The organism is Buttiauxella sp. S19-1 (genome assembly GCF_022134725.1).
GTDB lineage: Bacteria > Pseudomonadota > Gammaproteobacteria > Enterobacterales > Enterobacteriaceae > Buttiauxella > Buttiauxella ferragutiae.
In genome coordinates, this window is record NZ_JAHWLU010000033.1 from 1 (window position 1) to 13,339 (window position 13,339).

Here is a 13,339-nt window from a genome sequence, read left to right on the forward strand (position 1 = left end):
TCACATTAGAATGCTCACGACCATAAATAATCAAATATTTCAATAAACTTTCAGTTTATTTACTTAAGGATATTCCAGGGCATAAAAATATGAATGAGATTAGGATGAGTTTAATAACTCAAGAAGGAGAGAAAGCAGATGAGTTGTACAAATGGAAAATGCAGGGTGGATTCGCGTTAGCGGCATCCACCCGGTGTAACTGAAATTAATCGCGCTCGATGGCCAGTGCTACGCCCTGCCCGCCACCAATACATAATGTCGCCAGCCCTTTCTTGGCATCGCGTTTAATCATTTCATGCACCAGTGAAACCAGGATTCGGCAGCCGGAGGCACCAATCGGATGCCCCAACGCCAGCGCGCCGCCGTTGACATTGACCTTGCGCTCATCCCACTCCAGCATTTTGCCAACCGAAAGCGCCTGTGCCGCAAAGGCTTCATTGGCTTCGATAAGATCCAGCTCATCAAGCGACCAGCCCGCGCGCTCAAGGCAACGCTGGGTGGCGGTCACTGGTGCAATCCCCATATACGCAGGATCCACACCCACGCTGGCAAAAGCACGGATGCGCGCCAGCACGGGCAGATTCAGTTCTTCGGCTTTACTGGCACTCATCATTAACACCGCGGCGGCACCATCATTAATCGACGATGCATTACCCGCGGTCACGCTGCCCTGGCTATCAAACGTTGGGCGTAGCTGCGCCAGAGCTTCCGCGCTGGCATCGGTTTGCGGCTGTTCGTCTGTATCGACAATCACCGATTTACCGGCATTCAACTCCACCGTCACCGGCACAATTTCATCTTTAAAACGCCCGGAATCGATAGCCACCCGCGCTTTGTGCTGCGACGCCAGAGCGTACGCATCCTGGCTTTCGCGGCTGATGCCATATTCGCGGGCGAGGTTTTCAGCGGTGACGCCCATATGGTAATCGTTAAATGCATCCCACAGCCCGTCATGCACCAGGCTGTCGATCAGTTGGCTGTTGCCTAAACCTGCGCCATTGCGGCTGTCCGCCAGCACATGCGGCGCCCGGCTCATATTCTCCTGACCGCCCGCAATCACCACATCGGCTTCACCGCATTGAATTGCCTGAGTCGCCAGGTGCAAGGCTTTTAAGCCAGAGCCACACACGTCGTTAATGGTGATTGCCGAAACAGACCACGGCAAACCGCTATTGATCGCCGTTTGTCGGGCAGGGTTTTGCCCGGCCCCAGCGGTCAACACCTGGCCGAGAATCACTTCGTCAACTTCTTGTTCGCTCACACCACTGCGCTCGAGCAAGGCTTTGACAACCGCACTGCCCAACTCGGAGGCAGTGCGTGGGGAAAGCGCACCCTGAAAACAACCGATGGCCGTGCGAGCGGCTCCAACGATAACGACGTCTTTCATCATTAACTCCGCAATATTAGAATTATTTAGGGGGGTTTAATGTAGTAATGGCCAGATCCCGCCGCCGTTCTTTCTCGAGATACATCGCGGTATCCGCTTCTCGCAAGGCCTGATCATGATCGGTTAGCGCCGGATTAACCGCGATAACCCCAATACTTGGGCCAGCATAATTAATCACACTGGAATGTAGCTGATACTTGCCCATCAGCAAGTTTGCCAGGCGAATTTTGAAGGCGTCTGCCGCAAATTGCGCCTCGTCAAACTCACCAGGCCCAACGCCTGCGACCACGAATTCATCGCCACCGACCCGGCCTAGTACTTCGTGAGCGCGAACCCCCTCTTTCAGGCGTTGCCCCACTGCCCGCAGGAAATCATCGCCAGCATCGTGACCATAAACATCATTGATCTGTTTGAAATCATCGAGATCGGTAAAGGCTAACAGCACGTAACGCGCTTCATCACGCGCCCTGGAAAAGAGTTTAGGTAACTCTTCAAAAACAGCGCGACGGTTGGGCAATCCCGTCAGCTCATCAGTATAGCTGGCGGTGGTCAGCGCGACATTGGCCTGCTGTAACTGCTGTAACAGCCGCTCATTCTGGATCTGTTGAGCAATCAACTGCGCGAAGAGTTGCAGAACTTGTTCACTGCGCTCATTCAACACCCGGTGTTCGGAGCTGGCCGCACAAAGCGTGCCATAAAGTGAGCCATCCGCAAGGGTAACTGGCGTGCTGACATAAGTAGTGATACCCAACACTTTCGCGGCCTGGGAATCGCCCCAGACACTGGCGACATCGCTGGTGTAGCGCTTTCCTTCGTCCAGCGCACGCTTGCAAAGCGTATCGCCCCACGGCACAGAAAGCCCTTCGGGAATCTGCATTTGCCGGGTGTTACGGGAAAAAAGGATATGTTGGAAGCTGCCATCCGGTTCAATGCGAGTCAGGTAAGTTGACTCCATATTGGTCACCAGTTCGAGCATTTCAAGCAGCTGTCGGACAAGACCTTCGAGGGTATATTCAGATTCTAACGCCGTGGAAATTCGCTCGATAAGATTGTCAGACATAAAGCATGATTACCTGTATTAAAAATAGTGCGCAGACGAAAGCCGGGTTCAGGCTCGTTTTTAACATATTTTTAATATGAGTGCTTCTGGCGGAGTTGAGAATTGAGTACGGAGGCGAATTTTACCTATTGGCGGGGGCGCAACACTTGCCCGCCCTACTGATAGCTCTGTTTTGTCATACCACTGAAATAAAAGATAATTAGCATGCTGAAAACTAATAATTCTGTAAGGATACTTATGAAAATTAATTACACTTCAGCATGTTTACTTTGCCTGTTCGCCTCATTTTCCTCTCTTGCTGAACAGGCAATACCAGAGACGTCTCAGGCCACCACCATTAAGCGTTATTCTGTTAAGGAAGCTCGTCAGGCTGTTGCGGTAGATGGCCAGGCATTTTATGCGATAAACAATCAGACCATCGTAAAAATGGATAAAAACACCGGCCGCGAATTAGCACGCTGGCAAGGTGAAAAAGAGGGGCCTTTAAGCCATCTTGATAGCGGTGTGGTATTCGATGGGAAGCTCTATGCAGCCCATACAAACTACCCGCAGTGGCCGATGACCAGTTCTGTTGAAATCTGGGATACCGCAACATTGGCGCATGTTAGCAGTTACAGTTTCGGTATTGACCGTGGCTCGCTAACCTGGATTGATCGCGATGCGAACGGGGTTTGGTGGGGGACTTTTGCTAATTACAATCGTGTCTTTGGAAAAAGCTCTTCGGTATACGGCAATAAATATAATACCCAACTTGTGCGCTTCGACGATAAGTGGCAAGTACAGGAAAGCTGGGTGTTCCCCGATGCTTTAATTGATCTGTTTGATGACATGAGCAATTCTGGCGGTTCATGGGGAAAGGATGGCAAACTCTATATAACAGGGCATGACAACCCGGCTATATATGTTCTGGAAATTCCAAAAATGGGATCAGTGCTCAATTGGGTCAATACCATTAAGGCTGATATTTCCGGGCAAGGCATTGCTTATGATCGCAGTGTAGAAAACAAAATAATTTACGGCATTGTCCGTCGCGATAATTCAGAATCTGAAATTACGGTAAACCAGCTTGAATAAATCAGAGTGTGAGCCTTAAAGGCTGGCGGGGGCGCTGCGCTTGCGCGCCCTACGTGACGGTGTCTCACCAACTCAACAACGGGCTAAAACTTTCATCTTTCACTAACGCCCGCAGCGCCGGGAGCTGGCAACAGTGCTGCATAAGCGCGGGCAGTGGGAAAATATCACTCGCTGGCAGCGTCACATTTTCCAGCTCGCCCCAGAAATACCAGCCCTCTGCCACACCGCTGGCGGGTACCCACAAATGCAGATGCAAACCCTGCTCTGGCTCATCAGGTAAACCTAGCCATTGGCTAAAACGTGGGACGTCATCGGTTTCATAATCCACCAGCGCACAACGCTGCACCTGGTCTGCCGGAATATAAAAATGCACATCCCCAAGCGTGATACGCACGCTCGCAAGGTTAAGCGAGTGCGTCATAACCGCAGGTTTCCAGGTAACGCTCAAAAATTAAATCCAAATCTAATAAAGCGAAATACTCTTTCCCAACAGGCACAATCCCCACTACCACTTTCTGCATGGCGGCAGATAAATGCTCAGCCGCCGGATGAATCTGGCTCTGCGCGACGTCCAGCACATCGACTAATTTGTCGACCAGAATCCCGCTTTGCATTTTCTGGCCACGCCCCATCAGGATAGTGCGCTTAGCGACGTTCTCCGCCGCAGGCGTTTCAATCAGCGAGTTAAGGGTAATCACTGACTCCACGCGCCCACGGTGATTGATTACCCCTTCAAGCGAGGGCGGGCAACCTGGCACCCAGGAAATCGGGCGGTCGGCCAGAATCTCTTTGATTTGCGCGCCGTAAAAAGCAAAGTTTTTATCGGCGACTTTAAATAACACCAGGCTGCACTGCGGCTCGTCGACATTGGTAATTTCGCGCTTTTCGGTCTGATACTGGCTGAGGATTTGCTCTAATGGCTCGCTCATGCGACCTCCCTATCTTCAGCCAGGCAATAGCGATTGCGGCCACGCTGTTTGGCGCTATACAACGCCTGGTCGGCACGGTCGCGGATGGTGTCGATTTCGTCACCCGGCAGCCACGAGGCAATGCCAGCACTGAACGTGTTGCTAAAACGCGTCTGGTTGACCGAGAAGTGAATCTTTTCAAACCCCTGGCGCAGCCGTTCCACCACCGCCGCTGCCTGCTCTTTGGTGGTCCCCGGCATAATGATCGCGAACTCTTCACCACCGTAGCGGCCAACAATATCGGTGCTGCGCAGGCGATGAGAAAACAGCTGTGAGATCCCGAGGATCACCTGGTCGCCCGCCACATGGCCGTAAGTATCATTGATGCTTTTGAAGTGATCTAAATCGACCATCACCAGGCTGAAAGGCACGCCGCTATATTTGGATTCAGTGATCGCACTTTCCAGATAATGGGTGGTGGTCGAGTGGTTATACAAACCGGTCAAGCTGTCTTGCGACATACGGGCACGCAGGGTGCGCATTCTTTCCGCGCGAATCGACACCGCGTTAATCAGCTCCTGCGGGTCGGCCTGCTTGATAATGAAATCTTCCGCACCGGTGCTCATCGCGCCAAACTGGGTGGTTTTATTGGTTTCGCTGGAAAGATACGCGATAGGCAAACCGATGTGCTGCGGGATCTGGCGGATCAGTTTGGTCAGCTCTTCGCCGCTGTATTCCGGCATATGGAAATCCATCAGCACAATGTCGATCGGATGGGTATTCAGGACATTCAGCAAATGTGGAATTCGCGAAAGCACGTGTACTTCCATGCCCGCCATGCGCAGCATTTCTGCGTTGTACTGCGCCACTTCCGGCTCATCGTCAATCAACAACACCTGATACGGTTTTTTCAGCGAAGGCTGCGTTAAGCGATGCAGCTCCTGCACTAAATCGGTGGTGGCGGCGGGTTTCACGTAGTAACCATCGCAGCCCGCTTTTATCGCATTAATCCGCGCGTGGAAATGGCTGTGACAGGAAAGATAGAGCACCGGGAACGGCGTGCCGACTTTCTTTTTCAGATCCGACATTGCCAGCGGGCCGCCGTAGGCGTGCTCGGGGAAACTGACATCCATAATCACCACCGACGGCGGCTGTGAAATCACCGCCTTGGTAAAATCGGCGGTGTTGGTAAAGACATAACAAATGAAGCCAAAACAACGCAACTGAGTCGCCAGCAATTCGGCCTGCTCGCTTTCATCATCACACAGGTAAACGGGCTTGATGGTGCGGTTAATCGCCACTTCTTCCTGGCTGGAGGCAGCAATCGGGAATTTAACCAACGCATCTCCACCGCGACGCGCGCTTTCCGCTTGCTCTTCCGTCAACGCATACAACTGCCTGATAACCTGCGCTAATTTTCCAAACAGCGCCTCATCAAGCGGATGATTCACCAATAAATACTCACCTTCAGACGCCTGGCTGGAGATTTTACTGAAGCCAAACGAAGCGCTGGTGCCATGAATACTGTGCAACAGCAGATGCAGTTGCTTGCTGTCCGTTTCATTCGGCTGGGCGCTTAATTTAGCCAACAGCTCTTCGGCCTGGCCCAGCATCTTCGGGATGCGCTCCAAAAAGCGCTGGCGTAGGCGAGCAATTTTATCCTGCGCGGTATTCATCGTGGTTTGCGTCAATTCTTGTTTCATCATGATTGAGTAATCTATTCAGCCGCCGCAACTGGCATCAGTAATTCATTCACCACCGCCACCAGTCTTTCCGCCATATTCTCGTCTTTCTTCACCCAACAATCGGGGATAACGGTAATGTCGGTCATCTCGCTGGCGCTGAGTAACACAAACGGTTTGTTCCAGCCGTTGGCACGCAGCATCTCTAACAGATCCAACCCGGTAATTTCCGGCATATGGAAATCACTGATCACCAGCTCAATCGAACGGTCAGAATCCAGGTTGGCTAATGCGCTCAAAGCGCTTTCGGCAATCAGCACGTCGTAGCCGTTCATTTCCAGAAATAACGCCGCCAGTTCAGCCGCGAATAAGTCGTCATCCACAAGTAATACACGCATCTTTTTCTCTCTTAACACAGCAGCATTTTCAGTGTTTCTATCAGGCTATCTTGTTCAAAATCACCCTTGGCGATATACGCATCCGCACCGACCTGGATCCCGCGGCGGCGGTCTTCTTCTTTGGCTCGTGATGTCACGATAATAATCGGGATATGCTGGTAGTTTTCTTCGGCGCGCAGCGCCCTGGTGAGCGAGAAACCGTCCATCACCGGCATTTCGACATCCGTCAGTACCGCGTCAAACTGCGTCAGCCGTGCTTTTTGCAAACCAGCTAAACCATCTTCAGCCAGCGTCACCTGGTAGCCGTGGGCTTCAAGCACGTTTTTCTCGATTTCACGGGTGTTCATAGAATCGTCGACGATCAGCACATGCCAGGCATTCGCCCGCACTTGCGGTTTTGTCGCCGTGGCTCGCGATTGCCCGCGCTTCTGCGCCATCTCCATCAGCACCGGAACCTGCAAAATACTCACCAGTTGGTTATCGGGCGACAACACCATGCCGGAGACTAAAGCCTGCGAGCGCATGTGCTTCGGCAGCGGCTTAATCATCATGTTGCGCTCGTCGAGCAGGTTATCCACCAGCATCGCCATCTTGCCGAACTGGTTCTGAATGATGATCAGCAGCAAGCTGGTTGCCATGGGCGCGGGCGCAGTCTGGCTTGCAGGACGGTCCTGAATGCGCAGCAACTCGGCGGCGGAAATCACCGGGATAAATTCGTTATGCAGAATGATCGCCGGGCGGCCAGCAATGTCGCGGATTTCATCACGCGAGTATTTCACCACTTCCACCACATATTGCGCGGCGAGGCCAAAGAGATGGTTCTGCTGCTCGAATTGCAAAATGCGCATCATCGCCAGCGAAATAGGCAAGCGGATAATAAAGGTGGTGCCAACCCCGGCGCGGCTGTGTACCTGCAAAGTGCCTTGCAGATCCGCGACAATGGTTTTGCGCACAATATCCAGCCCGACACCACGGCCAGATAATTCGGTGACAATCTTGCTGGTTGAAAAACCAGGGTGGAAAATTAGCTCGTTACATTCCTGCTCGGAAAGCTGATCGACCACCGCCGCCTCCACCAGCCCCCGCGCCACCGCTTTGGCACGAATACCGGGATAATCCAGACCACGGCCGTCATCTTCCACGCGCAGTAAAATGCCACGCCCGTCTTGTTGGGTGGTCAGCGTGATGGTGCCACGCGCCGATTTACCTGCTGCCAGCCGTTCCGCAGCCTCGCCAATGCCATGATCGATGGCGTTACGCAGCAGGTGCGTTAACGGTTCAGACAGACGATCAATTAACTGCCGGTCAATCTCAACTTCGCCGCCCAAAATACGGCAATCCACCTGCTTATTGAGCGCGGTCGCCAGTTCGCGCACCTGCGTCGAAACCGGTTCGAACAACATCGATACCGGCAACATACGGATGGTGGTCGCCACGTCGTACAGTTCGAACATCTGCAAATGCTGAACCTGGAAATCTTCTTTAAATTGGCGGCTAAATTGCACGATCTGCTGGCGAAGCTGTGCTGCGTCCATTTGCGCCAGCCGCGGCCCAAGGTTCGCCAGGCTTTGCACTTGCTGCTCCAGGCGGTCATGGCTGGCGACCACTTCGCCCAAAATGTTTATCAGGTCATCGAGTTTCTCGAGCCTGACACGCACCGAACTGGCCTGTTTCAGCCCGTTATCCACCGCCTCAAGATTTAGCGCACTGAACGGTTTTTCCAGTGGCGGCGGCGTGCTCTGCTCCGCGCTGCTATCCATTTCGCCACGGCTGGCGCGCGCCAGTCGCTCGCATAAGGCTTCATCGGCTGGCGGTAACTGATTGTTGCCGTCGGTGGCCGAAAGCTGGGCCAGTTGATCCGAAATGTAATCACAGGCTTGCAGGATCAAGGTGCCAAGCTGTTGGTCCGGCGCGAGCTTTTTATCGCGTAGCTCGCTTAAGATCTCTTCAAGCTGATGGGTGACGTCAGCGATGCTTTGCAGCTTCAGCATCCGCGCCCCCCCTTTCAGGGTATGGGCGGCACGAAACATCTCGCCGATTTGCGCGTCGCTACTTTCGCCGGACGAGAGCAAAAACGCGCCCTCTTTTACGGTGTGTAAATGGCCATTGGCTTCATCAATAAAGCGCAGCACAAATTTTTTAAGATCGATAGCCATACGCTTCTCTATTGCCCATCCTGACCGGTGAACTGCGCCAACTGATGTTCACAAAGAAAACGAAACGAATTACTCGGAAATGACAGCGGCAGCCGCAGTGCGCAGGCGTTGCTGGTGTTGTTCAATTCCGCATTGAGCAATTGCAGAGTGATGCGATAAGTGCGCAGCGCCGGGCGATACAGCTCGCTTTGGCGATACATTTCCGCCAGGTAATAATGCGCGGGCCAGTAGCCAGGCTGTTGATAAACCACCTGTTTAAACCAGGCAATCGCCTGCTGGGTGTGGTGCTGCCACATCATTGCCAGCCCCAGCAGCATTTTCGCTTCTGCCGACCATTCATCCAGTTCCAGAACGTGTTGCGCGCTTTGCGCAGTCTGCTCGAACTCGCATTTTTCCAGCGCAATCGCCCCTTTGATAACCAACGCTTCCTGATGATGAATATCGCAATCCAGCACCTGGCTTATCCACTCTTCGGCCTGGGCAAAGCGTTTTTCCGCCACACACTCCAGCGCCTTTTTAATCCAGATTTCACACTGTTGCGTGGCACGAACGGGAACCGCAACACAAGGTGCAGCGGCAGGCATAACGACGGGTTTCACACTGGCGCTGGCGACCTGAGCACGGGAAATTTTCGGCTGGCAGAAGTAAAACAGGCCGTGTTCCTGCTTTAATTTCAGGATGCCAAAGTTATTGGCCAGCGTTTCCGCATTGCCGAAGAACAGCGCGCCATCGGGTTGTAACATGGTGAGCAAATTGAATTGCAGCAGACGCCGCGTTTCGTCATCAAAATAGATCGAGACATTGCGCAGCAAAATAATGTCGAACTTCGGCTGTAGCTGCTCTTTGACAATGTTCGAACGGTGGAACGTCACCTTACTACGAATCAGATCGTGTAACTGGAACTGGTTGCCGTTGCGGGTGAAATAATTTTGCTGCAAAAGCGGATCAACACCGCGAAACGAATAACTGGAATAGTTTGCCGCGCGCGCTTTGTCGAGAATTTTGGTGTCGATGTCGCAACCGTGAATTTCTACACGGGCGGCAAAATGGTCGTGGTATTTCTGGTGCAGTTTAATCGCCAGCGAGTAAGCTTCTTCACCGGATGAACAACCCGCGCTTAAGATGCGCACCGGGCCGCCGCGCTGCTCGAGCATTCTCGGCACCAGCGTGTCGCAGACCATATCCAGCACTTCCGGCTCACGGAAAAAGTAGGTTTCGTTGATGGTCAGCAGGCTAAGAAGCTTGTCGAACTCGCTGGTCGAGACGCAGAGTTTTTCATAGTACTTTTCGCTGCTCTCTTTCCCGCGCTCGCCCATACGCTGCAACAAAGCGGTGTTGAGCAACCCTTCCATGCCGTTAAAAAAATGCAGACCGACTCTGTCTTTGATCAGCGCTTTGAAGTCCGCAATATTGGGGATCATGGCAATTTGCCCTCGAATTTCCCTTGATGAGCCATCGCCAGCAACGCTCCCGCCAGCTTTTCCAGCGGCAAAATTTTATGGATGACGTTTTTATCGATGGCGAATTTATTCATGCCAAACACTACGGAAGTGACTTCATCTTGCGCGAGGGTTTTACCGCCCTTGTGAAAAATGGCTTCAATGCCGCGACACCCGTCGCTGCCCATACCGGTCATGATCAGCCCTACGGATTTTTCGCCATACACTTCCGCTACCGACTCCAGCAGCAAGTTGCAGCTTGGGTGATAAACATCGCTCGTCTTACGCGGAATGGTGGCTAAACGATGGTGTTTTTTAACCACCAGATGGTGCTCAGGCGGCAAGATATACACCCGCCCCGCGGTCAAAATGTCATTCTCCCCGGCAAGACACACTTCCAGTTCGGTGACGCTATCCAGCCACTGCACCATGCTTTTCGCAAAACCGTCAGCGATATGCTGGGCGATAATTATCGGGCAGGGAAACACCGCCGGTAGCGCCTGCAACAATTTGCTCAAAGCCTGCGGCCCGCCGGTTGAGCAGGCAATCGCCAGCACAAACGGCCATTGATGATGCGGGGCTTCGGTTACGCTGGCGGGTTTTGTTGGCGGCTCGGCATGGTGGCGCAACCCCTGGATATGGCGAATCACCTTTACGCCCACCAGCATTTCAACCTGGCGATGCAGAGCCTGAGTCGCTTGCAGCGATTCCCCCTGGTTGTCGACCACCGCCAGCGCGCCACGGGTAATGTATTCCGTGTCCCACTGCGCGTCGGCGTAGTAACGCATCACCATGATGGGAATCGCACAGGTCGCCATAATGGTTTCGACGGTTTCGACGTTTTCGCTATCGGGCGCACCTAAAGTCAGCACCAGCAGATTGGGCGCCATCTTTTGCACCAGGCTCGCCGCCTGTTCGCGTTGCACCGCCTGCCCGACCACGACAATGTTCTTATTCATCTCAAGCTGGCGGATCAGCGAGTCTCGCGACTCGCTGCCATGATCGACGATCAGCACGCGGATTTTAGGTAGGGTCATCAGGGTTATCCGTCAATTTGAAGGACCCGGTGGCCTGGTTCAGCTCTTTGGAGAGCTGAGTCATATCCTGGCTAATTGAAAGAATGTCTTTGATGGATTGCGAGGTGTAATTACTGGCCACCACGATTTCACGCAGCGCCATCACCACCTGATTACTCGCCGTTTTCTGCTGCTGAGTGGACAGCGAAATCTGCATCGCCGCCGTCGAAGTTTGTTCTGCGGTCGCCACAATGTCATGCAAACGGTCGGCGCTCACTTTGCAGGCTTTGGTGCCCGCTTTAATGCTGTTGCTGCCTTTTTCGGCGTTGAGCACCAGGCGGTTAATCGAGTTTTGAATCTCGCTGATTTTATTCTCAATTTCAAAAGTCGATTCGGTGACTGAATCGGCCAGGCGGCGAATTTCTGCCGCCACCACTGAGAAACGCTTGCCGGATTCACCGGCACTTGATGCTTCCAGTGCCGCATTAAAAGCAATCAGTTTGGTTTGATCCGCCACGTTGTTGATGATCACCATCACGCGGCTGATTTCTTTGGACTTGTTCCCGAGCATCATGATTTCACGCATGCTTTGCTGGTTGTCGCTATCGATGTCGGCCATGCGGGTCAGCAACTCACCCATCGAGTCGGAGCCTTTGTTGCAGTCTTCCAGCGTGACGTTGGCAATATCGACCACCGCACGCGAATGCTCGGCAATCTGCGTTGAGGAGGCGGACAACTCTTCCATCGTCGAAGTAATTTCCGCCACCGAGGAAGACGTTTCGACGCTGGTTGAGGCTTGCCCGTCTACCGCTTCGGTAATGTTTAACGCCGCTTCATGAACGTGATGAGCATGGGAAACCACTTCGCCCACCAGCGCATGCAGCGAGGCGCGCATCTTCTCATTGGCACTGAGCAAATCACCGATTTCATCGTTGTGATCAACATGCACATCAACGCTCAGATCGCCCTGCGCAATAGACTGCGAAACTTTCAGCACGTTGTTTAAACGGCGGGAAATCAGGATGCGGCTGGTTCCGGCAATCAGCAGCAAAATCACCGGCATCAGCAGCACGCTAAACAGCAACAGGCTGTTACGCACCAGATTGCTGCTTTTGGCAACGTCATCCACGTAACTGGTGGTGGCGATGATCCAGTTAATCCCTTCAATATGCTCAAACACCGAGACTCGCTTGCGCGGTGCCGCGCCGTAGCCGCTAACGGTTTCGTAATAAATGGTGCCGTTTTTGCGCGCCAGAATATCGGCATAGCGTTTGTAGCCGTGGGCGTCAGTAATATTCTCGACGTTCTGGTTGGCTAATGTTGGGTGAGCCACCATGTGACCGGGGTTAAATCCGGCATCCAGCACGTAGGCGTAACCGCCTTCGCCAATATGCACCGCCAGCAGCTCTTTAATCACCGGTTGCAGCGCCAGTTTGACGTCAAAACCAATCGCCACCGCCCCGACAACCTGGCCGTATTTATCGGCAATCGGTTCGTAATGGCTGATGAATTGTTTGCCGTATAACACCACCACGCCGGTAAAAGGTTTGTTGCGGGCTAATTCAGCCAGCGCCGGGTTGTCATGGCTGAGGACGGTGGAGGTGGCAATTCGTCCCTCTTTGCCCTGTAACGAGGTAGAGACGCGCACAAATTGATCGCCTTCGCGAACAAAGGTCGAGGCAAATACACTGGTTAATTCAGTGAAATGAGCATTAATGCTTTTGTCATTTAATAGCGCTTTTAATGGCTCGGCATCCATTGAGTGCAGCGGTACCGAAGACATATTTTGATAGTTGTTGATATAAACGTTGCTGTAGCGTTCAGCGTCGCGCGTCACGCGTTTATATTCAGTGAGAATATTGTTATGGAATATCCGGGTATTGGAACGCAGCACTTCCAGCGCATTGCTTTCCAGCTGCGTCGATAAATAATTCGACAGCAGAAATGACGCGCCAACCAGCAACACGCCAATACACGCCACCAGCATCAACCCCAGCTTCATGGCGACACCCACGTGTAACTTATGCAGCCATGCTGTCAGACCACTTTCCCTGGTAGCGGAATATTCAGCCTCTTCCTGACGCTTGAATTTAAATAAGTGACTCATGGGTTTCCATTTTTATTGTGGTGTAAGAAGGTTCTGCTGTTCGTTTCATTGCTGTTCATTGGTGGATGACGCTGCGCTTATCCACCCTACAACGGCTGTTTCGTAGGTCGGG

The 13,339-nt window shown here is 52.8% G+C and carries 11 protein-coding genes; 1 reads left to right on the top strand and 10 read right to left on the bottom strand.

Annotation, left to right across the window (positions count from 1 at the left end; translation table 11 throughout):
* Positions 1 to 205 precede the first annotated feature (205 nt).
* Together MES37_RS09920 and MES37_RS09925 are read right to left on the bottom strand one after the other, a co-directional pair.
* Positions 206 to 1,387, bottom strand: coding sequence for an acetyl-CoA C-acetyltransferase (locus MES37_RS09920; protein WP_064543728.1), 1,182 nt, complete (start codon positions 1,385 to 1,387; stop codon positions 206 to 208).
* Between the two features lie 22 nt (positions 1,388 to 1,409).
* Positions 1,410 to 2,447: a sensor domain-containing diguanylate cyclase gene (locus tag MES37_RS09925; protein WP_064543725.1), complete on the bottom strand. Its 1,038-nt coding sequence runs from the start codon at positions 2,445 to 2,447 to the stop codon at positions 1,410 to 1,412.
* 237 nt (positions 2,448 to 2,684) lie between these two features.
* Here MES37_RS09925 and MES37_RS09930 point away from each other — a divergent pair, with 237 nt between their 5' ends.
* Positions 2,685 to 3,521, top strand: a complete 837-nt coding sequence (locus MES37_RS09930) for a cycloisomerase (protein WP_121814977.1) — start codon at positions 2,685 to 2,687, stop codon at positions 3,519 to 3,521.
* 64 nt (positions 3,522 to 3,585) lie between these two features.
* Here MES37_RS09930 and MES37_RS09935 read toward each other — a convergent pair whose 3' ends face one another.
* The 8 genes from MES37_RS09935 to MES37_RS09970 are packed head-to-tail and all read right to left on the bottom strand — an operon-like array spanning position 3,586 to position 13,227.
* Positions 3,586 to 3,942, bottom strand: coding sequence for a hypothetical protein (locus tag MES37_RS09935; protein WP_121814976.1), 357 nt, complete (start codon positions 3,940 to 3,942; stop codon positions 3,586 to 3,588).
* A complete protein-coding gene (locus MES37_RS09940) occupies positions 3,926 to 4,450 on the bottom strand; it encodes a chemotaxis protein CheW (RefSeq protein ID WP_232886967.1) in 525 nt (174 codons plus the stop codon). Before MES37_RS09940 ends, MES37_RS09935 begins: the two co-directional genes overlap by 17 nt.
* Complete coding sequence (locus MES37_RS09945; protein ID WP_232886968.1) at positions 4,447 to 6,135, bottom strand: diguanylate cyclase; 1,689 nt, start codon at positions 6,133 to 6,135, stop codon at positions 4,447 to 4,449. Before MES37_RS09945 ends, MES37_RS09940 begins: the two co-directional genes overlap by 4 nt.
* 11 nt (positions 6,136 to 6,146) lie before the next feature.
* Positions 6,147 to 6,509, bottom strand: a complete 363-nt coding sequence (locus MES37_RS09950; protein WP_064543716.1) for a response regulator — start codon at positions 6,507 to 6,509, stop codon at positions 6,147 to 6,149.
* Positions 6,510 to 6,520: 11 nt separating this feature from the next.
* Positions 6,521 to 8,665, bottom strand: coding sequence for a hybrid sensor histidine kinase/response regulator (locus MES37_RS09955; protein ID WP_121814973.1), 2,145 nt, complete (start codon positions 8,663 to 8,665; stop codon positions 6,521 to 6,523).
* 8 nt (positions 8,666 to 8,673) lie between these two features.
* On the bottom strand, positions 8,674 to 10,086 hold the full coding sequence (locus tag MES37_RS09960; protein WP_237931220.1) for a CheR family methyltransferase: 1,413 nt from the start codon (positions 10,084 to 10,086) through the stop codon (positions 8,674 to 8,676).
* Positions 10,083 to 11,141, bottom strand: coding sequence for a chemotaxis protein CheB (locus tag MES37_RS09965; RefSeq protein WP_133522177.1), 1,059 nt, complete (start codon positions 11,139 to 11,141; stop codon positions 10,083 to 10,085). Before MES37_RS09965 ends, MES37_RS09960 begins: the two co-directional genes overlap by 4 nt.
* Positions 11,128 to 13,227 carry a methyl-accepting chemotaxis protein gene (locus tag MES37_RS09970; protein WP_064543709.1) on the bottom strand — a complete coding sequence of 700 codons (2,100 nt, stop codon included), beginning with the start codon at positions 13,225 to 13,227 and terminating at the stop codon, positions 11,128 to 11,130. Before MES37_RS09970 ends, MES37_RS09965 begins: the two co-directional genes overlap by 14 nt.
* Between the last annotated feature and the right edge of the window lie 112 nt (positions 13,228 to 13,339).